We start from the raw sequence: 24,433 nt of genomic DNA on the forward strand, positions 1-24,433 counted from the left end.
AAATCGGTTACCGGTCGCTGGAACTGGTGGTGAAGGCATGGCGCCTCACCAAGACCGCGCCGGTGCCGTGCATCGTGCGCGAAGCCGGTTGCAGCAGTCTGGCCGAGGACGATAGCCTGGCCGGGAATATCCAGCGCGCGCCGCTCCACCCCCTCGACCAGTATCCCGCCTTCCAGGACATGCGCATCAAGGGCATGTCCGAGGAAGCAATCGCCGCAGCCTTCTTCGTCTTGGTGAGTGTGGTGAAGCAGCGTCTGCGCCTCACCGGACGTGCCACCCCCAATGTCTCACGCACTCTCAAGAAGATGGAGAGCTTCGGCCTTGTCCGCATGGAGAAGGGCCAGGGCCTCAAGCTGGTCCCCAAGGTCATTCACGACCGCCTGGAGCTGGTCCTGCCCCTGATCGAGCCTCGCAAGAAAGGAACCCGCAAATGAACGCGCAATCCCCCAACGTCGCCCTGCGGGCCGCTCTTTATCTGCGTGTCTCGACTGCCCGTCAGGCCGGGCATGACGTGTCGATCCCCGACCAGAGGAAGCAGGGCGAGGCTTATTGCGCCGCGCGAGGCTATCAGCTTGTCGAAATCTTCGTCGAGCCGGGCAACACGGCGACCAACGACCGCCGCCCGGAGTTCCCGCGGATGGTCGAGTCGGGCACGTCGAAGCCCACGCCTTTCGACGTGGTGCTGGTTCACAGCTTCTCGCGCTTCTTCCGCGACGCCTTCGACATGGAATATTACTATCGCAAGCTCGCCAAGAACGATGTCCGGCTCATTTCCATTACGCAGGAGCTGGGGGACGACCCGATCCACGACATGATGCGCCGGATCATGTCGCTGTTCGACGAGTACCAGTCGAAGGAAAACGGCAAGCACGTCACGCGCGCCTTGAAGGAGAATGCCCGGCAGGGCTTCTGGAACGGCTCGCTGCCGCCGATCGGCTAGCGGATCGCCGCCGCCGAACAGCGTGGGGCCAAGACCAAGAAGAGGCTGGAGATCGATCCGCCCCACGCCGACACGATCCGGCTGATCTATCGCCTGGCGCTGGAAGGTGAAGGCGAGACCGGCCAGATGGGCGTGAAGGCCATCGTCAAATATCTCAACGGAAAGGGCATCTTCACCCGCGATGGAGGGCGCTGGGGTATCGGACAGGTCCATCGCGTCCTGACCCGCCGGACCTATATCGGCGAGCATCGCTTCAATCGCCGCTCCAACAAGGGAGTGGTGAAACCCGAGGATGAGGTCGTCACCGTCGAAGTGCCAGCCATCATTGAGCGCGACACCTTCGATGCGGTGCAGAAGCTTCTACAGGCACGCAATCCCAAGACCGAGCTGCCCGCCCGCGTCGTCATCGGGCCGACGCTGCTGACTGGCATCTGCTATTGTGGCAATTGCGGGGGAGCTATGACCATCCGCACCGGCAAGAGTGGCCGCTATCGCTACTACGCCTGTTCGATCCGGGCTCGTCAGGGAGAGACCGGGTGCAAGGGCCGTGCGATCCCGATGGATAAGCTCGACGATATGGTGGTCCACCATATCGAAGACCGCTTGCTCGATCCCGACCGGCTGGAGGTGATGCCGGGCACCGTCCTCGGTCGCCGAGAGGATCAGGCGGAGCGCCAGCGACAGCACATCGCCGAGTTGGAGCGCCGCGCCACAGAATCGGAATTGCGCCTCAAGCGGCTTTACGATGCCGTCGAGGGAGGCGTCGCCGATCTGGACGACCCCGCGCTGAAGGAGCGCATCGTCGGTCTCAAGGTGATCCGCGATCAGGCGCGGGCCGACGCGGATCGCGCACAGGCGTTGCTCGATAGCCCCGGCCACAGCGCCATCAGCCCCGCGATGATCGAAAAGTTCGCCACGATCGCCCGCGAGCGTATCCGTGGCCGTGAGGGCGGCTATCGGCGGGATTTCTGCGCGCGCTCGCACAGCGCGTCGAGATCGCTGACGACGCGATTCGCATCATGGGATCGAAGACAGAATTGTTGAGAACGCTTATTTCTGGCCAAGTGCGGCAATCGGCGACGATTGGCGTGCCCAGAGGCGGACTGAAGTGGCGGAGCCGAAGGGATTCGAACCCTCGAGACCCTTCCGGGCCTGCACCCTTAGCAGGGGTGTGCCTTCGACCACTCGGCCACAGCTCCGCCGATGCGTATATGGGGCAAAGCAGCGGGAAACAAGCGCATTTTCAGCTAAACATCCGACTTTGCCGGAAAAAGCGAATTTCCCTGATTTCACGCGGATTCAAAGGCCTGGCGGGTGCCCTCCGAAGGATACAGGGCCGGGGTCAGGCGCATTGCGGCCAGGTTCTGACCGATTCTTTCAGCAGTGAAACAAAGGCCTGAACCTTGCGGGTGCGGTGCAGATCGACATGGGTGACGATCCAGAGCGGCGAATCCCATTCCGGGCGCGGGGCGAGGATTTCGACGAGATCGCTATTGGCGGCGGCCTCCCAGGCGGGCAGGAAGCCGATGCCGATGCCCTGGCGCAAAGCCTCATTCCAGGCGGCGGGTTCGGTCGAGCGGAAGACGATCTGATCCGGCGCGACCTTGTCGCGCAGCCAGCGAAAGAAGGGCGCGCGGCTGCCCTCGGTCTCGGCGGCGATAAAGCGGTGCCCGGCAAATTCCTGTTCCGAGGCGGGGCTGCCATGCGCCTCTACATAGCTGCGATGCGCATAGAGGCCATAGCGGATGCGGATCAGGGGCTGGACCACATTATCGGGCTCTTCCGGCGCAGCTCCGGCGCGGATCGCCACATGCGCCTCGCCGTAATCGAGGCGGAAGATGCGCATATCGGTCATCAGCCGCAGCTGCACCGCCTGGTGCCGGTGCTGGAATTCGGCCAGAACCGGCACCAGCAGCCCTGTGACTCCACCCACTGATGTGATGATAAATTCGCCCTGAACCGTCTCGCCATGGCCCTTGATGCGTGAGGAGAGCTGGGCGAACTGTTCTTCGGTGGTCTGGGCCACGGTCAGCAGATCGCGCCCGGCCTCGGTCGGCGTATAGCCCCGGGCATGGCGCTGGAACAGCCGGGTGGCCAGCCGTTTTTCCAGCGCATCGATATGGCGGATCACCGTAGCATGATGCACGCCCAGCACTTCGGCCGCGCCGGAGACAGTGCCGAGGCGGGCAACCTGATAGGCGGTCCGGATCTCGTCCCAGTTTTCCATTGCAGGCTCCGGTCTGTTTGTGCAGTTACGCACAGAGAAAGAGCGTTTTCGCGCAGAAGGCAAGGGCCTTCGCATATGCGAGAGCCGTCGCCAGATATGTCTTTTGCGCCGCAAGGCTTGACCCGGCACCGCAGGGCCGGAAGTCTGGCGGCATAATCCCCGTTCCAGGAGGTACAGGTGATCCGCCTTTTTCGACCCTCGCAGGATCTGCCGCTGATCGGCCGTCCCTCGGCCCTTGGTCTGACCCTCGGAGCCCTGGCCTTCGCCGCTTCGCTGACCCCCTCGCTGATCCCGCGCGCCGGGCTGATGCAGGGCGCACTGGCGGGACTTTGCTTCGCATTCGGCTATCTGTTTGGCTATGCGCTGATCGTGCTCTGGGGCTGGATGCTGGCCGGGCGCCCGCCTGCCCCGGCGGCACGCCAGCGGCTTTATCTGCAGATTGCGCTGCTGATCTCGGTCGTGGTGATCGGCCTTGCGCTGACGCAGGTGACCGGATGGCAGAATGATATCCATCGCGGCATGAATATAGCGCCGGTGGAAAGTGCACGGCCTTTCACCATCCTCGGCGTTGGCCTTGCGGTCTCGGCGCTGTTTTTGCTGATCGGGCGGCTGTTTCGCCGCCTCTGGCGCTGGATCGCGGCCCAGCTTGAGCCCTGGGTGCCAGGGCGTATGGCCCGGGTTGCGGGCATCGTTCTGGCGCTGATGTGCTTCTGGGCCATTGGCAATGATATGGTGGTCGGGCGCATCCTGGCGGCGCTGGATCGCAGCTATGCGGCGCTGGATCAGATGATGCCAACCGAACAGGCCCCGCCGGCGGATCCGCTGAAAACCGGTTCGGCCGCTTCGCTGGCCTCATGGGAGGGGCTGGGGGCCACCGGGCGCGCCTGGGTGCTGGATCAGCCCGATGCGGCGGCCATCAGCGCCGTCACCGGGCGCGCGGCGCTTGAGCCTTTGCGGATTTATATCGGCCTCTCCAATGCCGGGACCGCCGATGACCGTGCCGCACTGGCGCTGCGCGAGGCGCTGCGGGTGGGAGCCTTTGAGCGCAGGCGTCTGGTTCTGGCCTTTCCCACTGGCACCGGCTGGATGGATCCGGCGGGGATGCAGCCGCTCGACTACCTGAGCGATGGCGATGTTGCGGCGGTGGCGGTGCAATATTCCTGGCTGCCAAGCTGGATGTCTTTGTTCCTGCAGCCCGAATACGGCGCCGAAACCGCCGATGCAGTTTTCCGCGAAATCTATGGCCACTGGCGCAAAATGCCCGAGGAAACCCGGCCAGAGCTGTATCTGTTCGGCCTGTCGCTGGGCGCGCGCAATGGCGAATTGCCGATCTCCTGGCCGGATCTGCTCTCGGATCCGCCGGCGGGCGCACTCTGGGTCGGCCCGCCCTTTGCCATGCGCGGCTGGCAGCAGCTGCGCCATGCCCGGCGCGAGGACAGCCCGGCCTGGGCACCGCGCTACCGCGACGGCTCGGCGATAAGGGTGATGACCCAGGAGGTGCAGCAGGGCCGGGATTATGCCGAATGGGGGGTGATGCGGATGGTGTTTCTTGCCTATCCCTCTGATCCGATTGCCTGGTTCAATACCTCGATCTTCTGGCGTGCGCCGGACTGGCTCGAGGGGGAGCGGGGGCCCGATGTCAGTCAGAGCCTGCGCTGGTGGCCTGGCATCACCTTCCTGCAGCTGGGCTTTGATATGATGACCGCGACCAGCACCCCGCCGGGCTATGGCCATGTCTATGCGGCGCGGGATTATCTGAAGGCCTGGGATGCGGTGCTGGGCACGGCGGCCAGCCCGGAGCTGCTGGGCCGGATTGAGGCTGTGCTCGAAGCTCAGGGGCTGTAACCGGCGCTGCGAGTGGCCCGGATCCGCAGAGTCCGGGGCTTTTTTCGTCTTTTTCTTGACTCCGGGGGCGAGGGCGCGTATCGCCGCGCAGAATTCCCCGGAGGCATGGAGCTTCCGGTCCCATGGACGTCGTCCGGGATCGCCATCCGTCAGCGCGTTTGCGCCCACGGGTGCGTTACCGCTATGTCCGCCCCGATCCGCCGCCCCATAGAGGGGCAGAGAGAACTGCCAGGGAGATGGCCCATGTTTGAAAGCCTTTCAGAACGCCTTGGCGGAGTCTTTGACCGTCTGACGAAACAGGGTGCGCTGAGCGAGGCTGACGTTATCACCGCGCTGCGCGAAGTGCGTGTGGCCCTGCTCGAGGCCGATGTCTCGCTGCCGGTGGCGCGTGATTTCATCAAACGGGTGCAGGAAAAGGCGACCGGCTCGGCGGTGACCAAATCGATCACCCCCGGCCAGATGGTCGTCAAGATCGTTCATGACGAGCTGATCCGGGTGCTGCAGGGCGATGGCCCGGCGGATGCGCTGAAGATCGACAATTCGCCCGCAACCATCCTGATGGTCGGTCTGCAGGGCTCGGGTAAAACCACCACCACCGCCAAACTGGCCAAGCGGCTGAAAGAAAAGAACGGCAAGCGCGTGCTGCTGGCCTCGCTCGACACGCAGCGCCCGGCGGCGATGGAACAGCTGGCCATTCTGGGCACCCAGATCGGCGTCGACAGCCTGCCGATCGTCAAGGGCGAGAGCGCGGTTCAGATCGCGAAACGCGCTAAGACCCAGGCCTCGCTCGGCGGCTATGATGTGCTCTTCCTCGATACGGCAGGCCGTCTGCATATCGACGAAGTGCTGATGGATGAGATCCAGGCGGTGCGCGATATCGCTGCCCCGCGCGAGACGCTGCTGGTCGTCGACGGTCTGACCGGCCAGGACGCGGTCAATGTCGCCACCGAATTCGAGGCCCAGGTGGGCATTTCGGGCGTGGTGCTGACCCGGATGGACGGCGATGGCCGTGGCGGCGCGGCGCTGTCGATGCGGGCCGTCACCGGCAAGCCAATCCGCTTTGTCGGTCTTGGCGAAAAGATGGATGCGATTGAGGTCTTTGACGCCGAGCGCGTCGCTGGCCGGATCCTTGGCATGGGCGATATCGTTGCCCTTGTGGAGAAGGCCCAGGAAACCTTCGAGGCCGAACAGGCCGAGCGTATGGCCCGGCGCTTCTCGAAAGGTCTGTTCAATATGAACGACCTGAAGATGCAGCTCGATCAGATGCTGAAAATGGGCGGGATGCAGGGCCTTATGGGCATGCTGCCGGGCATGGCCAAACATCAGGCTGCCGCTGCCGAGGCGGGTCTTGATGATAAGATGCTCAGACGTCAGATCGCGCTGATCAACTCGATGACCAAAAAAGAACGCGCCAATCCCGATCTGCTGCAGGCCAGCCGCAAGAAACGTATCGCCCAGGGCGCAGGCCTTGAGGTTCAGGAGCTGAACCGTCTGCTGAAACAGCACAAGCAGATGGCCGATATGATGAAAAAAATGGGCAAGGGTGGCATGATGAAGAACATGATCCGCCAGTTCATGGGCAAAGGCGGCATGGCAGCCGGCATGCCTGATCCGTCGAAAATGTCGCCCGAGCAGCTGGCCGAACTGGCCAAGGGCGTGCAGCAGGGCGCGGGCGGCATGGGCGGTCTTCCGGGGCTGGGCGGCGCTTCGCTGCCGGGGATGCCGCGCGGCATGACCCTTCCGGCTGGCCTTTCCGGCATGATGAGGAAGAAATGAGCGATCCGGTTACCCGCGCCGCTGAATTGCTGAAAGAGCATCGCGAGTCGATCGACCGTCTGGATGCGATCCTCGTCTTTACTCTGGCCGAGCGCTTTAAACATACCCAGGGCGTTGGGCGGCTGAAGGCCGAACACGACCTGCCGCCATCCGACCCCGCCCGTGAGGCGCGTCAGATCGAACGTCTGGAAAAGCTGGCCGAAGAGGCAAAGCTGGATCCGGCGTTTGCGAAGAAATTCCTGAACTTCATCATCTCAGAAGTCATCAGGCATCACGAGAAACTGCAAAAATAAGCGGGCCGCGTCGCTCGCATTTAACGACATCTGAAGGAGATACCCTATGTCCATGAAAATCCGTCTCGCCCGTGGTGGTTCGAAAAAGCGCCCGCATTACTCGATCGTTGCTTCCGATTCGCGCATGCCGCGCGACGGCCGCTTCATCGAGAAGCTGGGCACCTATAACCCGCTGCTGGCCAAAGACGCTGAAAACCGCGTGATCCTGAATGCTGAGCGCGTTCAGTACTGGCTGGGTCACGGCGCACAGCCGACCGACCGCGTTGCACGCTTCCTCGAAGCTGCTGGCCTGAAAGCCAAGGTCGAGCGCAACAACCCGAAATCGGCTGTTCCGGGCAAAGCAATGGCTGCCCGCGCTGCCAAGAAAGCCGCCCGCGAAGCTGCTCCGGCTGAAGCGGCTGAAGAGTAATTTTTACTCTTCTGAAACTGCTGGTGGTCCCTCTGGGGGCCACCGCTCTTCCCGGCCTGGGCCTTTTCAGGCGGGTGATAACCCTCGGGCTTTGCGCCGGATCCTTCTGGGCCGGAATGCAGGTGGAGCGCGCGCGTTCGCCCGAAGCCGGATCTGCCCTGTGTTAGGGCCCCGATTGCCGCCAGGAGGCCGCAGAATGAGCACGAATGATGAGCGAATCTGTGTTGGCTCGGTTGCGGGCGCCTTTGGCGTGCGCGGCGAGGTGCGGCTGAAAAGTTTCTGCGCGGAACCGACAGATATTGCAGCCTATGGCCCGCTTTATACCAAAGATGGCAGCCGCAGCTTTAAGGTGACGCTGACCCGTCCGGTTGCTGCCGGCCTCGGCGCGCGCCTGTCAGGCGTGAGCAGCAGAGAAGAGGCCGAGGCGCTGCGCGGGGTCGAACTTTTTGCTGACCGTGACCGTCTGCCGGCGCTGCCCGATGATGAGTTTTACCATAATGACCTGATCGGTCTTGAAGTGCGCGATCCCGGTGGCGTGACAATCGGCAAGGTGCTGGCGGTGTTCAACCATGGCGCGGGTGATCTGCTTGAGATCCGCCTTGAGGGTAAAGCGCAGCCGCTGCTGCTCGCCTTCACCCTGGCCAATGTCCCTACCGTTGATATTGCGCGTGGCCTGCTGATCGCGGATCTGCCCGAAGAAAGCGCCTGAAGCCCTGGGTTGTTTCATCCCGGATGGGTTCACGCGCTGAGATATCCCGGCGCTGACGTTTTCCTGCCTTGTTTCTGACATCTCTGCCCTACTCATTAAGACCGGGGAGCAGATGTCAGAGGGGGAAGCGCGATATGTTACAGCTCAGGATCATTCGCCTTTCGGCGGCATTGCTTTATGCCGGGGCGCTGCTTGCCGGTATCGGTGGCTTTGGCCTCACCTTGCTGCCCCTGCTTCTTGTCACATTCATGCTCTGGCAGATCCTGCGCCATCCCGGCGCCTGGCCTGAGCTGCCAGCAGACTGGCTGAGCCGCGAGGCTCTGGTGCCGGGGCTGATGCTGCTGTGCAGCCAGCTGCTGCTGTTGGTGCTGCTCTGCACCATCGGGCGTGGGATCGGCGCGGTTCTGGGGGCGGCTGCCGGCTTCAGCCCCTTTGGCGCGCTGCTGATCAGCCTGCTGGCCCTGCCGGTGCTGCGCTATGCGCCGCAGCTGACCCGCTGGCCGCGCCTCAGCCGGGGCTGAGACATGACGGAGGCGGGGAGGGGGCTTTCGCGGCGGGGCGAAGGGCGCTAAAGCGCGGATATGAGCGATGAACCCGAAACCTCCCGCAGCCATGGCCGCCTGTCGATCCGTGCGAGCCTCAAGCCCCGCGATCTGATGGAAGAGCCGCGCCATGTGCGTGGCGCCTTTGAGGCGAAGGTCATCACGCTTTTTCCCGAGGCTTTCCCCGGCATTCTCGGATTGTCGCTGACCGGCAAGGGGCTGGATTTTGGCCTCTGGCGGCTTGAAACCTTCGATCTGCGCAATTTTGGCGAAGGCAGGCACCGCAATGTCGATGACACGCCTTCCGGTGGCGGGGCGGGCATGGTGCTGCGCGCCGATGTGGTGGACCGGGCGCTGCGCGCCACCGGCGCCACGCCGGAGGAGGACCGCTCGGTCCGGCCGCTGATCTATCTGTCGCCGCGCGGCAGGCCGCTTGATCAGGCCATGGCGCGCCGCTTTGCCGGGGGCGAGGGCGTGACCCTGCTCTGCGGCCGGTTTGAGGGGGTTGACCAGCGGGTGCTCGATCACTGGCAGATCGAGGAGGTCAGCCTTGGTGATTTCGTGATGACCGGCGGCGAGCTGGCGGCCCAGGCTTTGCTGGATGCGACGGTGCGCCTGCTGCCCGGCGTGCTGGGCAATGCCGAATCCGCGGTGGAGGAAAGCTTCTCCGACGGCATGCTGGAACATCCGCAATATACCCGTCCGGCGCTCTGGGAGGGACGTGAGATCCCGCCGGTGCTGGCATCGGGCAATCATGCGGCGATTGCGAAATGGCGGCGTCAGCAGTCGGAAGAGATCACCGCCGCCCGCCGGCCGGATCTGATCGCGGCAAAGCAGCGGAAGGAAGCAGGGGACGCCGCCCCCTGACCTCCGGGATATTCAGTGACAGGTGAAAGCGGCGCTGCTGACCTGTCCGAAAAACCGGGCAGGGCGGGGGGCTTCACCGGCCATGCTTGACCCGCTGCGCGCAAGCAGCTACAGGCAGCGGGTCCGGTGCGTAAGTTCTCGGGCCCGATTCCTCTGGCAGATCAAAGCGTCTTCTTCGGCGTGGGCAGACAGAGACCGGCTAAAGTCATACTGAGCCGATCCTCCGGCGGGCCGCCTGTGTAAACAGGGCAGGGACCCGGGCGAAGACCAGGAGCTCTCGGCGAAGATCACCTCTGTGGCAATACCACAGGCAAATGGAGAACAGCGATGAACCTGATCGCACAGATCGAGGCGGAACAAATTGCCGCACTCGATAAAAAGATCCCCGATTTCAAAGCCGGCGACACCGTTCGCGTAGGCTATAAAGTGACCGAAGGCACCCGCTCGCGCGTGCAGTCCTACGAAGGCGTCGTGATCGGCCGTCGTGGCGGCGCGACCCTCGCGGCTTCGTTCACCGTCCGTAAGATTTCCTTCGGTGAGGGCGTCGAGCGCGTCTTCCCGCTTTACTCGACCAATATCGATTCGATCGAAGTGGTTCGTCGTGGTAAAGTCCGTCGCGCCAAGCTCTACTATCTGCGCGCGCGTCGCGGCAAATCCGCCCGTATCGCCGAAGACAGCAACTACAAAGCTAAGTAAGAGGAGCCGTAGAGATGCAAGAGGGCATTCACCCCGACTATCACTTCATCACCGTGAAGATGACCGACGGCTCGACCTACCAGACCCGCACCACCTGGGGCAAAGAAGGCGACACCATGTCGCTGGATATCGACCCGCTGGCGCACCCGGCCTGGACCGGCCAGACCGCCAAACTGATGGACACCGGCGGCCGCGTGTCGAAGTTCAAAAACAAATACGCTGGCCTCGGCTTCTGAGCCCCGGTCAGATCCTTCTGAGAGAGGCCCCGGTTTTCCGGGGCCTTTTCTTTTGCGCGCTCAGCCCGCCACCCGGCCCCGGTCCGGGTCATTCCGGCGCCAGAGCGATGTATGGAAGACCCGGTCGGCGGCTGATTTGCGAAAAGGGCTTCCCCTCACGGCGCGTCCTTGCCTATAGACCAAGGCTGAACCAGCGGAGATGCGGTCAGCATGGCGCATATAATTGTTGTCGGAAACGAGAAGGGCGGCTCGGGGAAGTCGACCACCTCAATGCATGTTGCCACCGCCCTGGTGCGGATGGGGCATCGCGTCGGGGCACTTGATCTCGATCTTCGTCAGCGCAGTTTTGGTCGCTATGTCGAGAACCGGCGCGCCTATCTGGCTCGCGCGGGCCTGGATCTGCCCTCGCCGGACTATCGCGAACTGCCCGAGGCCGTGGCCGGGGGGCAGGGCGAGAATCCTTTCGATCAGCGCCTGACCGCCGCTGTGGCCGCGCTCGACAGCGAGATGGATTATATCATCATCGACTGCCCCGGCAGCCATACCAGGCTGAGCCAGGTGGCGCATTCGCTGGCCGATACGCTGATCACGCCGCTGAACGATTCTTTCGTTGATTTCGACCTGCTGGCGCGGATCGATTCCGAGACCGGCAAAGTTGTCGGCCCCTCGATCTATGCCGAGATGGTCTGGGGCGCGCGCCAGCTGCGGGCTCAGGCCGGGCTGAAGCCGATCGACTGGATCGTGCTGCGCAACCGCCTTGGCGCCCAGGCGATGCATAACAAGAAAAAGGTTGGTGCGGCGCTTGAGGATCTGTCGCGCCGCATCGGTTTCCGGGTCGTGCCCGGTTTTTCCGAGCGGGTCATCTTCCGCGAGCTGTTCCCGCGCGGCCTGACGCTGCTGGATCTGAAAGATACCGGGGTGGATCAGCTGAACCTGTCGAATATTGCCGCCCGTCAGGAGCTGCGTGATCTGATGACCGCGCTCAGGCTTCCGGGTGTCCAGATCGCGTTCTGAACAGCACGGCCCGCGCCACGGAAACGTGGCGCACCCGGTTCATTTGCTGCAGTCTTGCCTCAAATGCGGCGTCGGTTACGGGCTTTTCCTGGCGCTTCGACCGCAGTCTGCGCAGGAAATCGACGGCCTTCTTCATTCTGCCTGTCCTTCATACTGCTCCTGAGGTGAAGTTGCAGGGCAAGCGCGGCAGGTTTAAGGCGCGGCCTGGCTCAAAGCGGGGCCATTCCGGGGAGGAGCCGCGACAGAGCGCTTTCTCTCGCTTAAATCCCGCGGTCTGGGGTGGCATCCCCCGGCAGCGGATCGGCCAGCTCGCTTTCGAGAAAGCGCTCAAAAGCCTCGAGATCCACCGGTTCGAACTGGCCGAAAGCCTGCATCCAGACCGAGGCACCGCGCAAAGCGTCAGGCTCGAGCTTGCACCAGATCACCCTGCCGCGGCGCTCACGCGAGATCAGCCCGGCCTCGGCCAGAACGCCGAGATGCTTTGAGATCGCTGCGAGGCTCATCGCGAAGGGTTCGGCCACATCGGTCACCGCCATATCATCCTCGAGCAGCATGGCGAGAATGGCCCGGCGCGTCGGATCGGCGAGCGCGGCGAAAATCGCATCAAGGGCGGGCTGAGCGGCGGGGGATATCATGGCGCAACTATCGGCCCTGGCGGAGAAAGCGTCAATTGCCGGCGGGGCAGGGGGATACTCAACCTTTTCGTTGAATATGGCCTGCGGCACAGTGGCAGCCTGCCTGCGACATTGCGATTGGGCTAAAAACATCTGCTCCTCTGCCATATGCATGTGTTTTCAATGGGATAGCGCAATAATCTGCCCTTCACGCAAGGTTGACTCCTCGGGGGTGTCCCACTAGAAGGCGAGGGAACGTAAAGGGGGTGCGAAATGGCTTCGGAACCCGATCCCGAAAGGCTGCGGGCGCTGGAACAGCGGCTGACAGAACTGAAGGGAAAGCCGAAGCAAGACAGCACCTCTGTCGCGAAAGGCCTCTCGCATGGCGAGCTTGCCTGGAGAATGGTGATCGAACTCGCAACCGGCATCGTGGTCGGGACGGGGATCGGATACGCGCTGGATAAACTGTTCGGCACGCTGCCCATTTTTCTGGTGATCTTCTGCCTGCTCGGATTTGTCGCCGGTGTGCGGGTATTGATGGGCACGGCAAAAGAGGTTTCGGAAAAACGTGTGGCTCAGGCCACCAAAGATGATTTGGCGGCCAAGGCCGCAGGGGACGAAGGGAACTGATCGTGGCGGCAGAAGGCGGAAGCGGTTTTGCAATCCATCCGATGGACCAGTTTGTCGTCAAGCCGCTGTTCGGCGACGGCCCGGTCTACTGGTATACGCCGACCAATGTGACGCTCTGGATGGGCATCGCTCTGGTCGCAATCTTCGCGCTTTTTGTGCTGGCGACCCGTCAGCGCGGTATCATCCCGTCGCGTCTGCAGTCGATTGCAGAAGTGTTCTACGGCTTCATCCATAATATGGTTGAGGAAGTGGCCGGTCATGACGGGGTGAAATACTTCCCCTATGTGATGACGCTCTTCCTCTTCGTGCTGCTGTCCAACCTTCTGGGCCTGCTGCCGATGAGCTTCACCACCACCTCGCATGTGGCCGTGACCGCCTCGCTGGCCGTTCTGGTCTTCCTCGGTGTGACGCTGATCGGCATCTCGCGCAAAGGTCTTGGTTTCTTCGGCATGTTCTGGGTCACTTCGGCGCCGCTGGCTCTGCGCCCGATCCTCGCCGTGATTGAGATCATCTCCTATATCATGCGTCCGGTTTCGCATTCGATCCGTCTTGCAGGCAACCTGCTGGCTGGTCACGCCGTTCTCAAAGTTTTCGCAGGCTTCGCGTCAATGGCGATCATCTCGCCGCTCGCGATTGCTGGTGCCGTTGGCATCTATGCGCTCGAAGTGCTCGTGGCCTTTGTTCAGGCCTATGTGTTCACCATTCTGACCTGCGTCTACCTCAAGGACGCGGTGGGCGACGCCCACCACTGAGGCCCCGGTCTCAGCCAGGTTAAGATCCCTCATTCAGCCATTTCCAACCTATAGGAGTCTACGACATGGAAGGCGAACTCGCTCTGCTCGGCAAATACATCGGTGCTGGCCTCGCAGCTTTCGGCCTTGCCGGTGCTGGCCTCGGCGTCGGTAACATCGTCGGCAAGTTCCTGGAAGGCGCTCTGCGCAATCCGTCGGCAGCCCCCGGCCAGACCGCTAACCTCTTCGTCGGCATCGCATTCGCCGAAGCTCTCGGGATCTTCTCGTTCCTGATCGCTCTGCTGCTGATGTTCGCAGTCTGATCCTTCTTCTGACGGATTAAGGGGAAGCGGCGCGGGTCGGCAACGGCTGGCGCCCTTCCTGTTCAGAAGAGATCGACGGAGAGCATCATGGCAACCGAAACCAATGGCGTAAACTGGCACGCCGAGTGCCTTTATGACGCGGGCGGCGCCAAGGGCATGCCGCAGCTCTGCACCGACTGGATGCCTAATCAGGTATTCTGGCTGGCTGTTGCGCTGATCGTGCTGTTCCTGATCCTCTCGCGCATCGCTCTGCCGCGCATTGGCGCGGTTCTGGCCGAGCGCAAGGGTACGATCACCAATGACCTCGCCGCTGCTGAAGAGCTTAAGCTCAAGGCACTTGAGGCCGAAAAAGCTTATAACGAGGCGCTGGCTACGGCCCGCACCGAGGCCGCCAAGATCGTTGCCGCCGCTCAGGCTGAGATCCGCAAGGAGCTCGACGAAGCGACTGCAAGGGCCGACAGCGAAATTTCTGCCCGTACCGCAGAATCCGAGGCGAAAATCGCTGAGATCCGCGCCGGTGCAGAAGAGGCGGTGCAGACCGTCGCTAAAGACACTGCAAAAGAGCTGGTCGCAGCTCTGGGTGGTTCGGCTGATGCGCGCAGCGTGACGGCGGCTGTTTCCGCAAGACTGAAAGGCTAAGACGATGAAAAAGCTTCTCATCTCTGCCGCAGCTCTCGCAGTTGCAACCCCGGCCATGGCGGCTTCGGGCCCGTTCTTCTCGCTGGGCAATACCGATTTCGTCGTGCTGGTCGCTTTCCTGATCTTCATCGGCATTCTGCTTTATGCAGGCGTGCCGGGGATGATTGGCGGCCTGCTCGACAAACGCTCTGCCGCGATCAAGGCTGAACTCGAGGAAGCGCGCGCGCTTCGCGAGGAAGCCAAGACCATCCTGGCTTCCTATGAGCGCAAGCAAAAGGAAGTGATCGAGCAGTCGAACCGGATCGTTGCTTCGGCCAAGGAAGAGGCCAATGCGGCCGCTGACAAGGCTAAAGCCGAGCTGAAGGTTTCGATTGAGCGTCGCCTGAAAGCGGCTGAAGAGCAGATTGCTTCGGCAGAAGCCTCGGCGGTGCGTCAGGTGCGTGAGCAGGCGGTGGCGGTTGCTGTGGCAGCGGCCGGCGATGTGCTGTCGAAGCAGAGCACCCCGGAATGGGCAGCGGCTTCGATCGATGCCGCGATCGAACAGGTTGGCGACAAGCTGCACTGATCGCAGATTTCACACAGAAAGGCCCCGGAAAGCAATTTCCGGGGCCTTTTTCATTTCTGTAGTCGAGGCGGGGCGGGTCAGCGCAGGATCGGCACGCCCTGGTCACGCCGCAGCGCGGCGCGGGTGAAGGCTGCGATTTTATGTGCATCCTTGATCCCGGGGGCGCTTTCCACGCCGGAAGACACATCGACCTGCCGTGCATTGGTCAGGCGGATGGCCTCGGCCACATTCTCCGGGCTCAGGCCTCCGGCCAGCATCCAGGGTTTCAGCCAGCGCCGCTGCGCCACGAGGCGCCAGTCAAAGGCCAGACCATTGCCGCCGGGCAGATCCGCGCCCCGGGGCGGTTTGGCATCGATCAGCAGCTGATCGGCCGCCAGGGCATAATCCATCAGCGGCGCAAGATCGCTTTCATCGGCCACGCCCACCGCCTTCATCACCGGCAGGCCAAAGCGCTGGCGCACTTCGGCCACGCGCTCGGGGCTTTCATGGCCATGCAGCTGCAGCATATCAATCGGCACATCGGCGAGGATGGCCTCCAGCGCGGCATCATCGGCATCGACGGTCAGCGCCACTTTGCACAGGCCCACCGGGGCGCTGAGCGCGGCATTGCGCGCCTCTGCGATCGAGAGGTGACGCGGTGACTTCGGAAAGAACACAAAGCCGGCATAGGCTGCGCCTGCAGCGGCCACGGCCTCAACCTCTGCCGGCGTTCTCAGCCCGCAGATTTTCACACGGATATTGGCTGTCACCGGCGGTTTTCCTCGGCGAGAATGGCGAGGACCTCGTCCTGGGGCGGCACGGAATGGCTGTCTTTCAGCACCGCCAGCTCACGCTCAAGCCGGGCCACGGTCTTGCCCTGGTGCTTCGCGGCCGAGCGCAGCCGCATCTCACGCAGCCATTCCCAGATGAAGCCCACTGCAATCCCGAGCGCGAAAGCGCCGAGGATCACGATGAACAGCGGCATGGTCCAGCCTGTGCCGAGGCCGATCAGACTGCCGATATCACCGGGCAGCAGGCTCAGCGTGACCGGGCCGCGATTGGCAAGCGCCAGTGAAAGCAGCAAGAGCCCGGTCAGGCCGATGAAAATAAAGCGCAGATATCGCAGCATATGAATGCGGTCCTGTATCGCAGGCCCCGCGGCTGAAAGCAGGGCAGGGGTCAAAGCCAATGGGGGAATTATCCGCCGCATCGGAGCGATGATCAAGCCGCAGAAACCGCAGCCAGTTCCCGGACCCAGCCCGGGAGCCTGCTGCAGAGCAAGGAATTACTTGCCGTTCAGCCGGTCGCGCAGCAGCTTGCCGGTCTTGAAGAACGGCACGCGCTTGTCATCGACCTGCACCGCTTCGCCGGTGCGCGGATTGCGCCCGACGCGGGCATCGCGCTCTTTGACCGAGAAAGCGCCAAAGCCGCGCAGCTCGACCCGGTCGCCTTTGGCGAGGGCCTCGATAATCTCTTCGAAAACGGTATTAACAATCCGCTCAACGTGGCGTTGTGTCAGATGTGGGTTCTCATCTGCGATCTTCTGGATCAGTTCCGAGCGGATCATCCGTGGTCTCCCCCTGAGCGACAGAGCTCTCTGTCCTGATTTTCTATGCCCTATTTAAAGCCAAAAAAAATCGGGCAGGCAAATGAAAACAAGCACCTGGCGAGATTGTAAAACAAAAGGCCCCGCATGTGCGGGGCCTTTCGCAGGATCAGAGTAAGCCTGAGGCTCAGTTGCCGCCCTTGAGAGCTGCGCTGAGAATATCGCCCAGCGATGCGCCCGAATCGGACGAACCGTACTGCTGGACGGCTTCCTGCTCTTCAGCGATCTCGCGTGCTTTGATCGACAGGCCCAGTTTGCGGGTCTTGGCGTCGACATTGGTGACGCGGACGTCGACCTTATCGCCAACCGAGAAACGCTCGGGGCGCTGGTCAGCGCGGTCACGGGCGAGGTCCGAACGACGGATGAAGGACTTCATGCCGTTATATTCGACTTCGACGCCACCTTCTTCGATCGCGGTCACTTCAACGGTGATGATCGAACCGCGCTTAACGCCGTCGATAACTTCCGAGAAGGTGTCAGCGCCGAGAGCCTTGATCGAGAGCGAGATACGCTCTTTGTCGATATCAACTTCCGAAACAGCGGCCTGGACGATGTCGCCCTTGCGGTATTCCTGGATGGCTTCTTCGCCGCGCTTGTCCCAGGACAGGTCGGAGAGGTGAACCATGCCGTCGATGTCGTTGTCGAGGCCGATGAACAGACCGAATTCGGTGATGTTCTTGACTTCGCCTTCGATGGTCGAGCCAACCGGGTGGGTCTCAGCGAAGACTTCCCACGGATTGCGCATGGTCTGCTTGAGGCCGAGCGAAACGCGACGCTTGGCGCTGTCGATCTCGAGCACCATGACTTCGACTTCCTGCGAGGTCGAAACGATCTTGCCGGGGTGCACGTTCTTCTTGGTCCAGGACATTTCCGAGACGTGAACCAGGCCTTCCACACCGGCTTCCAGCTCCACGAAGGCGCCGTAATCGGTGATATTGGTCACGCGGCCTTTGTGGACCGACGAGATCGGATAGGCTTTTTCGACGGCATCCCACGGATCCGACTGGAGCTGCTTCATGCCCAGCGAGATGCGGTGGGTTTCTTTGTTGATCTTGATGACCTGGACCTTGATGGTCTCGCCGATCGACAGGATCTCCGACGGGTGGTTCACACGGCGCCATGCCATGTCGGTGACGTGCAGCAGGCCGTCAACGCCGCCGAGGTCAACGAAGGCACCATATTCGGTGATGTTCTTGACCACGCCGTCCACAACCTGACCTTCGTGCAGATTGCCGATGACTTCTGCGCGCTGTTCGGCACGGGATTCTTCGAGGATCGCACGACGCGACACCACGATATTGCCGCGACGACGATCCATTTTCAGGATCTGGAACGGCTGTTTCATACCCATGAGCGGGCCAGCGTCGCGCACCGGGCGCACGTCAACCTGCGAACCCGGAAGGAAGGCAACAGCGCCACCCAGGTCAACAGTGAAGCCGCCTTTGACGCGACCGAAGATCGCGCCTTCGACGCGGATCTCGTCAGCATAGGCTTTTTCGAGGCGATCCCAGGCTTCTTCGCGGCGAGCTTTCTCGCGCGAGATGACAGCTTCGCCACGGGCGTTTTCGACGCGGTCGAGGTAAACCTCAACGGTGTCGCCAACTGCGATCGAGGGAGCTTCGCCGGGGTTAGCGAATTCTTTCAGATCAACGCGGCCTTCCATCTTGTAGCCGACGTCGATGATGGCCTGGCCCGCTTCAATAGCGATGACCTTGCCTTTAACAACCGAACCCTCTTCCGGGGTGTCGATCTCAAAGCTCTCTTTCAAGAGGGCTTCAAATTCTTCCATTGCGTTTGCTGCGCACATGCGAGTTTGATCCTTTACGAGTGTTTGCTGGCCATGCGGTTGGCTCCGCCGGTCTTTAACTGGCCCTCGGAAAAGCGCGCGACAGCGGCTCCTGGCGGAGCCGCAGGGCACGAGACTCTCTCCCGGGATGCGGTCCTATAGCCGGATCAGGCCCTGGGGGCAAGGAAAAGCACCCCTGAATCGAGCCCGGCAGGGAGCTGAAACGGCAGAAAAACCGTGAAATCCGGTCCTTCGGCCAGATTGAGCCGATGGTGCCGGGGCGCTCGCCCCGGATTGGAGCAGCCGGGGGCCCGGCCCGGCTGTTCAGGCCTGCGTCGCGCGCGCGCTCAGCGCGGCCGCGACCGGGGCGAGGGCGGCGGCAATCGCCTCCCCGATCGACAGTGCCGAAGTGTCGATCAGCACTGCATCCTTTGCCGGTTTCAGTGGCGCATCGGTGCGGTTCATATCGCGCTCATCGCGCTCGATTACCTCGGCCAGCACGGCCTCAAAGGGTTTTGGCGCCGCCTCACCGCCGAGTTCCAGCCAGCGCCGCCGTGCCCGCACCGCGGCACTGGCGGTGATGAAGAGCTTCACCTCGGCGCCGGGGCAGATCACCGTGCCGATATCGCGGCCATCGAGCACCGCGCCGCCCTCGCGCCGGGCAAAGCTGCGCTGAAATTCTAGCAAAGCGGCCCGCACTTCCGGGATCACCGCAACCCGGCTGGCGGCCTGGCCCGCCTCGAGGCTGCGCAGATCGGGGCGGTTCAGATCCCCGGCCGTCAGGCTGAGCGCGGCCTCAATCGGATCGCCGCCCTTCACCCCGACCGCCCGGTAGAGCGCGCCGGTATCCAGATGGGCAAAGCCGAATTCGGCGGCGACGGCGCGGCTGATCGTGCCTTTGCCGGCCGCTGCCGGCCCGTCGATTGCCACAGTAAAGATCATCACGCACTCCTGACCGGCTTTCATCTGTCTATAAATATCCCGGGGGAGGGCCGCAATGCGGCCCCGGGGGCAGCGCCCCCTCTTTCCCCCCGCCGTGACAAGGGCTAAACCTCAGTCCCAGCAGAACAGGGGATTGAAATGGCCGAAGACGGGATCAACAGCTTTATGACCGGGCCGGATGAGCGCGGTCGCTTTGGTATTCACGGCGGGCGTTTCGTCTCCGAGACCCTGATGCCGCTGATCCTCGAGCTTGAGGCCGAATATGAAAAGGCCAAAACCGATCCGGACTTCAAAGCCGAGATGGAGCATCTGTGGAAATATTATGTGGGCCGCCCCAGCCCGCTGTATTTCGCGCCGCGCCTGACCGAGCATCTCGGTGGGGCGAAGATTTATCTGAAGCGCGAAGAGCTGAACCATACCGGCTCGCATAAGATCAACAACGTGCTGGGCCAGATTCTGCTGGCGCGCCGCATGGGCAAAAAGCGCATCATCGCCGAGACCGGCGCTGGTCAGCATGGCGTGGCGACGGCCACGGTCTGCGCCCGCTTTGGTCTGAAATGCGTGGTCTATATGGGCGCGCATGATGTCGAGCGCCAGGCGCCGAACGTGTTCCGCATGCGCCTGCTGGGGGCCGAGGTTGTGCCGGTCACCTCGGGCCGTGGCACGCTGAAAGATGCAATGAATGATGCTCTGCGCGACTGGGTGACCAATGTGCGCGATACTTTCTACTGCATCGGCACCGTTGCCGGTCCGCATCCCTATCCGGCCATGGTACGCGATTTCCAGTCGATCATCGGCGAGGAAACCCGCTGGCAGCTGGAAGAGCAGGAGGGTAAGGGTCGTCTGCCCGATACCGTGATCGCGGCCATTGGCGGCGGCTCCAATGCCATGGGCCTGTTCCATCCCTTCCTTGATGATCCTTCGGTGAGTATCATTGGCGTCGAGGCCGGGGGCAAAGGCGTTGACGAGCGGATGGAGCATTGTGCCTCGCTGACCGGCGGTCGCCCGGGCGTGCTGCATGGCAACCGCACCTATCTGCTGCAGGACCAGGACGGGCAGATCCTTGAGGGCTTCTCGATTTCGGCAGGGCTCGATTATCCCGGGATCGGGCCGGAGCATGCCTGGCTGCATGATGTGGGCCGGGCGCAATATGTCAGCGTGACCGATGTCGAGGCGCTGGAGGCCTTCCAGCTCCTGTGTCAGACCGAAGGCATCATTCCGGCGCTCGAGACCAGCCATGCGATCGCCCATGTGATGAAACTGGCGCCGACCCTGCCGAAGGATCACATCATTGTCGCCAATCTCTCGGGCCGGGGCGATAAGGATATCTTCACCGTGGCGCGCCATCTGGGCTTTGAGATCAAAGGCTGAGCCGGTACCTGATCTGTGGATTGTAAAAAGCCCGCCGGTTTCCGGCGGGCTTTTTTATGGCTCAGGTCTATGGTTCAGGGCTGCGGATCTGCCGGGCCGGGGCCGGGATCATCGTTTGCATAAAGCCGCAGCACTGCCAGCGGCAGCACCTGCAGCGTCGCCAGATGGGTGGCGGCAAGACGCAGCCGGGGCGCCGCCCCCTCTTCATGGGCCTGAAGAAAACGGGTCGCGCAGAGGCACCACTGATCGCCGGGCTTCAGCCCGGCAAAGCCGAATTCGGGGCGCGGGGTTGAGAGGTCATTGCCGAGATATTTCGACAGGGCCAGAAATTCGGCCGTCATCTCGGCGCAGACCGTATGCAGCCCCTGATCACCCGGGCCGGAATTGCAGCAGCCATCGCGGAAAAAGCCGGTGAGCGGGCGGGCCGAGCAGCTTTCCAGCGGGCCGCCCAGCACATTGACCGAAGGATATTTCATCTGCTGCCCCCTGTGCCGCTTTCCACCGGCTAACCCTCGGGGCTGGCAGGGCTGCGGTCAAGCGCTCAGCAGGCGGCTTTCCGGCTGATCCGCCTCTGGACCGGCGGCGCGCCCCGGCCTATAAGGCCGTAATGCCGTATCGCCTTGCGATCATAGCCCGGCTCACAGGGCGAATTACCGGCCCGGCGCGCTGAATTTTCAGCCCGCCGGGTGATTTCGCTTGAGCCGCGCCGCGTGGCCCTTTCCGGGCCCGCCCCCTTCCCAGAATGACTGATCCGAGGACCGCATCCATGTGCGCCGATACGCCTGAGCTGAATTCCGAATCCAGCGTCGATTACCGCGACACCGTTTTCCTGCCCGAGACCGATTTCCCGATGCGCGGCGATCTGCCGAAGCGTGAGCCGGAATGGCTGGCGCGCTGGGAAAAACTCGGCATTTATAACCAGCTGCGTGCGAAACAGGGCCGCCCCTCTTTCGTGCTGCATGACGGCCCTCCCTATGCCAATGGCCATCTGCATATCGGTCATGCGCTGAACAAGACCATCAAGGATATCATCAACCGCAGCCATCAGATGATGGGCCATGATGCGCGTTATGTGCCGGGCTGGGATTGCCATGGCCTGCCGATCGAATGGAAAATCGAAGAGCAGTACCGCGCCAAAGGCCTCGACAAGGATGATGTCGATACCGTTGCCTTCCGTCAGGAATGCCGCAAATTCGCTGAGGGCTGGATCGATATCCAGCGCGAGGAATTCAAGCGGCTCGGGGTTTATGGCAATTGGGAAGACCCCTATCTGACCATGAACTACCATGCCGAGGCGGTGATCGCCGAGGATTTCATGAAACTGCTGATGAACGGCTCGCTCTATCAGGGCTCGAAGCCGGTCATGTGGTCGCCGGTCGAGAAAACCGCCCTCGCCGAGGCCGAGGTCGAATATAAAGACCATACCAGCCACACGATCTGGGTGCGGTTTAAGCCGGTTGCAGGTCTTGAGGGCGCCTCGGTCATCATCTGGACCACCACGCCCTGGACCATTCCGCAAAACCGTGCCGTGGCTTACGGCCCGGAGCTGGCCTATGGCCTCTACCGTGTTGATGCGGTTGAGGAGAAATCGACCGCAGCCGTGGATGAGCTGCTGATCCTCGGCGATGCTGTGGCTGAAAGCGTGAAGGCTGCCGCGAAGATCGAAGGCTGGACCCGTGTTCGGGAAGTGAATCCTGCGGAATTCGAGGGCGTGATCCTGAAACACCCCTATCACGGGGCTGAGGGCGGCAATGGCGAATGGGATTACGATGTTCCCATGCTGCCGGGCGATCACGTCACCGATGATGCCGGGACCGGCTTTGTCCATACCGCGCCCAGCCATGGTGAGGATGACTATGTCCTCGGCCTGAAGTTTAAGCTGCCGATGACCTATAATGTCACCGAGGACAGCAGCTATCGCGCCGATCTGCCGCTGTTTGGTGGCCAGGCTGTCTTTGACCAGAACGGCAAAGAGGGTCCGGCCAACGTGTCCAATATCAAGCAGCTGGCCTATGCGGGCGCGCTGCTGGCCAAGGGGAAGGTCAAACACTCTTACCCGCATTCCTGGCGCTCGAAAGCGCCGGTGATCTTCCGCAACACGCCGCAATGGTTCGCCGCCATCGATGTGACTTTGCAGGATGAGATGAATGAACATGGCACCACGATCCGGGAACGGGCGCTGAAATCGATCAATGAGCTGGTCGCCTTCACCCCGGTTTCGGGCCAGAACCGTCTGCGCTCGATGATCGAGAACCGGCCTGACTGGGTGTTGTCGCGCCAGCGCGCCTGGGGCGTGCCGCTGACCTGCTTCGTCAAAAAAGGCGCGAAGCCGACCGATGCCGATTTCCTGCTGAAAAATCCCGCGCTGAATGCCCGTATCACCGCCGCTTTCGAGAAAGATGGCGCCGATGTCTGGTATGTTGAGGGGTTCAAAGAGAAAATTCTCGAAGGCATCGCGGATCCGGCCGAATATACCCAGATCTTCGATGTGCTCGATGTCTGGTTCGATTCCGGCTCGACCCATAGCTTCGTGCTGCGCGACCGCGCCGATGGCAGCAAAGACGGCATTGCGGATGTCTATCTGGAAGGCACCGATCAGCATCGCGGCTGGTTCCATTCCTCGCTGCTGCAGGCTTCGGCGACGCGTGGCCGTGCGCCCTATCGCAATGTGGTGACCCACGGTTTCACCCTGGATGAAAAGGGCATGAAAATGTCCAAATCCATCGGCAATACCGTGGCCCCGCAGGAGGTGATCTCGGAATATGGCGCGGATATCCTGCGTCTGTGGGTGGCTTTGTCGGATTACACGATGGACCAGCGCATCGGTCCGAAGATCATCAAGGGCACGGCCGACAGCTACCGCCGTCTGCGCAATACTTTGCGCTATATGCTGGGCGCGCTGGCGGGATATACCCCCGCTGAAGCCGTGACTGCGGCTGAAATGCCCGAGCTGGAACAATGGGTTCTGCACCGTCTGGCCGAGCTGGATGTGGAAGTGCGCCGCGAATACCGCGCCTTCAACTTTGCCGGTGTGTTCCAGTCTCTGTTCCAGTTCTGCACTGTCGACCTCTCGGCCTATTACTTCGACATCCGCAAAGACGCGCTCTATTGCGACGCGCCCGACAGCCTGCGGCGCCGGGCGGCGCGGACGGTGATGGATCTGCTCTTCGCCCGGCTGACCACCTGGCTGGCCCCGATCCTGCCCTTCACCATGGAGGATGTCTGGCTGTCGCGGCACAAGGATGACGCGGCTTCGGTCCATCTCGAGGATTTCCCCGAGACCCCGGCCGGTTGGCTGCAGCCGGATCTGGCCACGAAATGGAGCCAGATCCGCGAGGCACGCCGCGTTGTGACCGGCGCGCTGGAACTGCAGCGTACCGCTAAAGTGATCGGTGCCTCGCTCGAGGCGAAGCCGCAGGTCTATGTGGCGGATACTGCGGTGCTGGCCGCGCTGAATTCGGTGGCTTTCGCTGATCTGTGCATCACCTCGGGCATCAGCCTCAGCGGGAATGCAGCACCGCAAGGGGCTTTCGCCCTGAATGAAGTGCCGGGCCTGTCGGTGGTCTTCGCCCCGGCCGAGGGTGAAAAATGTCAGCGTTGCTGGCAGATCCTGCCCGATGTCGGCAGCCATAAACATGCGGCGACCTGCGCGCGCTGCAATGAGGTTCTTGGCTGAGCCAGGATCTGAAAAAT

General features: G+C 62.4%; 28 protein-coding genes, 1 tRNA gene and 1 pseudogene. 20 read left to right on the forward strand and 10 right to left on the reverse strand.

Annotated elements, in window-relative coordinates:
- Positions 1–8: 8 nt before the first annotated feature.
- The 3 genes and pseudogenes from H0485_RS14075 to H0485_RS14085 all read left to right on the forward strand — a co-directional run.
- Positions 9–263: pseudogene (locus H0485_RS14075) on the forward strand (DNA-binding protein); the annotation flags it as partial.
- Positions 264–430: 167 nt separating this feature from the next.
- A complete protein-coding gene (locus tag H0485_RS14080) occupies positions 431–940 on the forward strand; it encodes a recombinase family protein (RefSeq protein WP_226936569.1) in 510 nt (169 codons plus the stop codon).
- Between the two features lie 99 nt (positions 941–1,039).
- Positions 1,040–1,984: a recombinase family protein gene (locus H0485_RS14085; protein ID WP_255613688.1), complete on the forward strand. Its 945-nt coding sequence runs from the start codon at positions 1,040–1,042 to the stop codon at positions 1,982–1,984.
- Positions 1,985–2,049: 65 nt separating this feature from the next.
- Here H0485_RS14085 and H0485_RS14090 read toward each other — a convergent pair.
- Together H0485_RS14090 and H0485_RS14095 are read right to left on the reverse strand one after the other, a co-directional pair.
- Positions 2,050–2,139: transfer RNA gene (locus H0485_RS14090), tRNA-Ser, on the reverse strand.
- Positions 2,140–2,282: 143 nt separating this feature from the next.
- Complete coding sequence (locus tag H0485_RS14095; RefSeq protein ID WP_226936570.1) at positions 2,283–3,167, reverse strand: LysR family transcriptional regulator; 885 nt, start codon at positions 3,165–3,167, stop codon at positions 2,283–2,285.
- Positions 3,168–3,344: 177 nt separating this feature from the next.
- Between H0485_RS14095 and H0485_RS14100 the strand changes: the two genes are divergently transcribed.
- From H0485_RS14100 to H0485_RS14145, 10 genes are all read left to right on the forward strand, one after another.
- Positions 3,345–5,012, forward strand: a complete 1,668-nt coding sequence (locus H0485_RS14100; RefSeq protein WP_226936571.1) for an alpha/beta hydrolase — start codon at positions 3,345–3,347, stop codon at positions 5,010–5,012.
- A 243-nt stretch (positions 5,013–5,255) separates the two neighbouring features.
- Positions 5,256–6,788 (forward strand): signal recognition particle protein, encoded by a 1,533-nt coding sequence (ffh, locus tag H0485_RS14105; protein WP_226936572.1) that lies wholly within the window; start codon positions 5,256–5,258, stop codon positions 6,786–6,788.
- Positions 6,785–7,081: a chorismate mutase gene (locus H0485_RS14110; protein ID WP_226936573.1), complete on the forward strand. Its 297-nt coding sequence runs from the start codon at positions 6,785–6,787 to the stop codon at positions 7,079–7,081. The genes ffh and H0485_RS14110 overlap by 4 nt, the downstream gene beginning before the upstream one ends.
- A 46-nt stretch (positions 7,082–7,127) precedes the next feature.
- A complete protein-coding gene (gene rpsP / locus H0485_RS14115; protein WP_226936574.1) occupies positions 7,128–7,490 on the forward strand; it encodes a 30S ribosomal protein S16 in 363 nt (120 codons plus the stop codon).
- Positions 7,491–7,686: 196 nt separating this feature from the next.
- Positions 7,687–8,199, forward strand: a complete 513-nt coding sequence (gene rimM / locus H0485_RS14120; protein ID WP_226936575.1) for a ribosome maturation factor RimM — start codon at positions 7,687–7,689, stop codon at positions 8,197–8,199.
- Between the two features lie 134 nt (positions 8,200–8,333).
- The gene (locus H0485_RS14125; protein ID WP_226936576.1) at positions 8,334–8,720 is read left to right on the forward strand and encodes a hypothetical protein; all 387 of its coding nucleotides are present in this window, start codon (positions 8,334–8,336) and stop codon (positions 8,718–8,720) included.
- 60 nt (positions 8,721–8,780) lie between these two features.
- Entirely contained in the window at positions 8,781–9,608 is an 828-nt protein-coding gene (gene trmD, locus H0485_RS14130; protein WP_226936577.1) for a tRNA (guanosine(37)-N1)-methyltransferase TrmD, read from the forward strand.
- Between the two features lie 327 nt (positions 9,609–9,935).
- Complete coding sequence (gene rplS, locus H0485_RS14135; protein ID WP_226936578.1) at positions 9,936–10,304, forward strand: 50S ribosomal protein L19; 369 nt, start codon at positions 9,936–9,938, stop codon at positions 10,302–10,304.
- A 14-nt stretch (positions 10,305–10,318) separates the two neighbouring features.
- The gene (rpmE, locus tag H0485_RS14140; protein ID WP_226936580.1) at positions 10,319–10,540 is read left to right on the forward strand and encodes a 50S ribosomal protein L31; all 222 of its coding nucleotides are present in this window, start codon (positions 10,319–10,321) and stop codon (positions 10,538–10,540) included.
- A gap of 210 nt (positions 10,541–10,750) precedes the next feature.
- A complete protein-coding gene (locus H0485_RS14145) occupies positions 10,751–11,554 on the forward strand; it encodes a division plane positioning ATPase MipZ (protein WP_226936582.1) in 804 nt (267 codons plus the stop codon).
- On the opposite strand, the gene H0485_RS14150 is transcribed toward H0485_RS14145, so the two are convergent.
- Together H0485_RS14150 and H0485_RS14155 are read right to left on the reverse strand one after the other, a co-directional pair.
- A complete protein-coding gene (locus H0485_RS14150; protein ID WP_226936583.1) occupies positions 11,523–11,690 on the reverse strand; it encodes a hypothetical protein in 168 nt (55 codons plus the stop codon). The two genes, H0485_RS14145 and H0485_RS14150, sit on opposite strands and share 32 nt — an antisense overlap.
- 124 nt (positions 11,691–11,814) lie before the next feature.
- Positions 11,815–12,189 carry an ArsR/SmtB family transcription factor gene (locus H0485_RS14155; RefSeq protein WP_226936584.1) on the reverse strand — a complete coding sequence of 125 codons (375 nt, stop codon included), beginning with the start codon at positions 12,187–12,189 and terminating at the stop codon, positions 11,815–11,817.
- A 252-nt stretch (positions 12,190–12,441) separates the two neighbouring features.
- Here H0485_RS14155 and H0485_RS14160 point away from each other — a divergent pair, with 252 nt between their 5' ends.
- From H0485_RS14160 to H0485_RS14180, 5 genes are all read left to right on the forward strand, one after another.
- Positions 12,442–12,798 carry an AtpZ/AtpI family protein gene (locus H0485_RS14160; protein WP_226936585.1) on the forward strand — a complete coding sequence of 119 codons (357 nt, stop codon included), beginning with the start codon at positions 12,442–12,444 and terminating at the stop codon, positions 12,796–12,798.
- A 41-nt stretch (positions 12,799–12,839) separates the two neighbouring features.
- Entirely contained in the window at positions 12,840–13,550 is a 711-nt protein-coding gene (locus H0485_RS14165) for a F0F1 ATP synthase subunit A (RefSeq protein WP_226936689.1), read from the forward strand.
- A gap of 65 nt (positions 13,551–13,615) precedes the next feature.
- Positions 13,616–13,852 (forward strand): F0F1 ATP synthase subunit C, encoded by a 237-nt coding sequence (locus H0485_RS14170; protein ID WP_226936586.1) that lies wholly within the window; start codon positions 13,616–13,618, stop codon positions 13,850–13,852.
- A gap of 87 nt (positions 13,853–13,939) precedes the next feature.
- Positions 13,940–14,491, forward strand: a complete 552-nt coding sequence (locus tag H0485_RS14175; RefSeq protein ID WP_226936587.1) for a F0F1 ATP synthase subunit B' — start codon at positions 13,940–13,942, stop codon at positions 14,489–14,491.
- A gap of 4 nt (positions 14,492–14,495) precedes the next feature.
- The gene (locus tag H0485_RS14180) at positions 14,496–15,056 is read left to right on the forward strand and encodes a F0F1 ATP synthase subunit B (protein WP_226936588.1); all 561 of its coding nucleotides are present in this window, start codon (positions 14,496–14,498) and stop codon (positions 15,054–15,056) included.
- A 77-nt stretch (positions 15,057–15,133) separates the two neighbouring features.
- Here the strand turns inward: H0485_RS14180 and H0485_RS14185 are convergent, their stop codons facing one another.
- From H0485_RS14185 to H0485_RS14205, 5 genes are all read right to left on the reverse strand, one after another.
- Complete coding sequence (locus H0485_RS14185; RefSeq protein WP_226936589.1) at positions 15,134–15,805, reverse strand: phosphoribosylanthranilate isomerase; 672 nt, start codon at positions 15,803–15,805, stop codon at positions 15,134–15,136.
- On the reverse strand, positions 15,802–16,164 hold the full coding sequence (locus H0485_RS14190) for a LapA family protein (protein ID WP_226936590.1): 363 nt from the start codon (positions 16,162–16,164) through the stop codon (positions 15,802–15,804). The genes H0485_RS14185 and H0485_RS14190 overlap by 4 nt, the downstream gene beginning before the upstream one ends.
- 156 nt (positions 16,165–16,320) lie before the next feature.
- A complete protein-coding gene (ihfB, locus tag H0485_RS14195; protein WP_226936591.1) occupies positions 16,321–16,602 on the reverse strand; it encodes an integration host factor subunit beta in 282 nt (93 codons plus the stop codon).
- Between the two features lie 166 nt (positions 16,603–16,768).
- Positions 16,769–18,448 (reverse strand): 30S ribosomal protein S1, encoded by a 1,680-nt coding sequence (gene rpsA, locus H0485_RS14200; RefSeq protein ID WP_226936592.1) that lies wholly within the window; start codon positions 18,446–18,448, stop codon positions 16,769–16,771.
- A gap of 303 nt (positions 18,449–18,751) precedes the next feature.
- On the reverse strand, positions 18,752–19,369 hold the full coding sequence (locus tag H0485_RS14205; protein ID WP_226936593.1) for a (d)CMP kinase: 618 nt from the start codon (positions 19,367–19,369) through the stop codon (positions 18,752–18,754).
- Between the two features lie 138 nt (positions 19,370–19,507).
- On the opposite strand from H0485_RS14205, the gene trpB reads away from it, so the two are divergent.
- Positions 19,508–20,740 (forward strand): tryptophan synthase subunit beta, encoded by a 1,233-nt coding sequence (trpB, locus tag H0485_RS14210; RefSeq protein WP_226936594.1) that lies wholly within the window; start codon positions 19,508–19,510, stop codon positions 20,738–20,740.
- Between the two features lie 74 nt (positions 20,741–20,814).
- Here trpB and H0485_RS14215 read toward each other — a convergent pair whose 3' ends face one another.
- Positions 20,815–21,216 carry a DUF2237 family protein gene (locus tag H0485_RS14215; protein WP_226936595.1) on the reverse strand — a complete coding sequence of 134 codons (402 nt, stop codon included), beginning with the start codon at positions 21,214–21,216 and terminating at the stop codon, positions 20,815–20,817.
- 290 nt (positions 21,217–21,506) lie between these two features.
- Here H0485_RS14215 and ileS point away from each other — a divergent pair, with 290 nt between their 5' ends.
- On the forward strand, positions 21,507–24,416 hold the full coding sequence (gene ileS, locus H0485_RS14220; protein ID WP_226936596.1) for an isoleucine--tRNA ligase: 2,910 nt from the start codon (positions 21,507–21,509) through the stop codon (positions 24,414–24,416).
- Positions 24,417–24,433: the final 17 nt, after the last annotated feature.

Origin of the sequence: Pseudogemmobacter faecipullorum, assembly GCF_020539525.1 — a bacterium.
Classification (GTDB): domain Bacteria; phylum Pseudomonadota; class Alphaproteobacteria; order Rhodobacterales; family Rhodobacteraceae; genus Pseudogemmobacter; species Pseudogemmobacter faecipullorum.

Excerpts from the sequence above, each read along its gene's own strand:
- H0485_RS14155 (WP_226936584.1), bottom strand. The coding sequence starts at position 12,189 with ATGATATCCCCCGCCGCTCAGCCCGCCCTTGATGCGATTTTCGCCGCG.
- rpsA (WP_226936592.1), bottom strand. The coding sequence starts at position 18,448 with ATGTGCGCAGCAAACGCAATGGAAGAATTTGAAGCCCTCTTGAAAGAG.
- rplS (WP_226936578.1), top strand. The coding sequence starts at position 9,936 with ATGAACCTGATCGCACAGATCGAGGCGGAACAAATTGCCGCACTCGAT.
- H0485_RS14080 (WP_226936569.1), top strand. The coding sequence starts at position 431 with ATGAACGCGCAATCCCCCAACGTCGCCCTGCGGGCCGCTCTTTATCTG.
- H0485_RS14205 (WP_226936593.1), bottom strand. The coding sequence starts at position 19,369 with ATGATCTTTACTGTGGCAATCGACGGGCCGGCAGCGGCCGGCAAAGGC.
- rimM (WP_226936575.1), top strand. The coding sequence starts at position 7,687 with ATGAGCACGAATGATGAGCGAATCTGTGTTGGCTCGGTTGCGGGCGCC.
- trmD (WP_226936577.1), top strand. The coding sequence starts at position 8,781 with ATGAGCGATGAACCCGAAACCTCCCGCAGCCATGGCCGCCTGTCGATC.
- ileS (WP_226936596.1), top strand. The coding sequence starts at position 21,507 with ATGTGCGCCGATACGCCTGAGCTGAATTCCGAATCCAGCGTCGATTAC.
- trpB (WP_226936594.1), top strand. The coding sequence starts at position 19,508 with ATGGCCGAAGACGGGATCAACAGCTTTATGACCGGGCCGGATGAGCGC.
- H0485_RS14190 (WP_226936590.1), bottom strand. The coding sequence starts at position 16,164 with ATGCTGCGATATCTGCGCTTTATTTTCATCGGCCTGACCGGGCTCTTG.
- rpmE (WP_226936580.1), top strand. The coding sequence starts at position 10,319 with ATGCAAGAGGGCATTCACCCCGACTATCACTTCATCACCGTGAAGATG.
- H0485_RS14145 (WP_226936582.1), top strand. The coding sequence starts at position 10,751 with ATGGCGCATATAATTGTTGTCGGAAACGAGAAGGGCGGCTCGGGGAAG.
- H0485_RS14215 (WP_226936595.1), bottom strand. The coding sequence starts at position 21,216 with ATGAAATATCCTTCGGTCAATGTGCTGGGCGGCCCGCTGGAAAGCTGC.
- H0485_RS14170 (WP_226936586.1), top strand. The coding sequence starts at position 13,616 with ATGGAAGGCGAACTCGCTCTGCTCGGCAAATACATCGGTGCTGGCCTC.
- rpsP (WP_226936574.1), top strand. The coding sequence starts at position 7,128 with ATGTCCATGAAAATCCGTCTCGCCCGTGGTGGTTCGAAAAAGCGCCCG.
- H0485_RS14110 (WP_226936573.1), top strand. The coding sequence starts at position 6,785 with ATGAGCGATCCGGTTACCCGCGCCGCTGAATTGCTGAAAGAGCATCGC.
- H0485_RS14095 (WP_226936570.1), bottom strand. The coding sequence starts at position 3,167 with ATGGAAAACTGGGACGAGATCCGGACCGCCTATCAGGTTGCCCGCCTC.
- H0485_RS14165 (WP_226936689.1), top strand. The coding sequence starts at position 12,840 with ATGGACCAGTTTGTCGTCAAGCCGCTGTTCGGCGACGGCCCGGTCTAC.
- ihfB (WP_226936591.1), bottom strand. The coding sequence starts at position 16,602 with ATGATCCGCTCGGAACTGATCCAGAAGATCGCAGATGAGAACCCACAT.
- H0485_RS14150 (WP_226936583.1), bottom strand. The coding sequence starts at position 11,690 with ATGAAGAAGGCCGTCGATTTCCTGCGCAGACTGCGGTCGAAGCGCCAG.
- H0485_RS14175 (WP_226936587.1), top strand. The coding sequence starts at position 13,940 with ATGGCAACCGAAACCAATGGCGTAAACTGGCACGCCGAGTGCCTTTAT.
- H0485_RS14125 (WP_226936576.1), top strand. The coding sequence starts at position 8,334 with ATGTTACAGCTCAGGATCATTCGCCTTTCGGCGGCATTGCTTTATGCC.
- H0485_RS14180 (WP_226936588.1), top strand. The coding sequence starts at position 14,496 with ATGAAAAAGCTTCTCATCTCTGCCGCAGCTCTCGCAGTTGCAACCCCG.
- ffh (WP_226936572.1), top strand. The coding sequence starts at position 5,256 with ATGTTTGAAAGCCTTTCAGAACGCCTTGGCGGAGTCTTTGACCGTCTG.
- H0485_RS14160 (WP_226936585.1), top strand. The coding sequence starts at position 12,442 with ATGGCTTCGGAACCCGATCCCGAAAGGCTGCGGGCGCTGGAACAGCGG.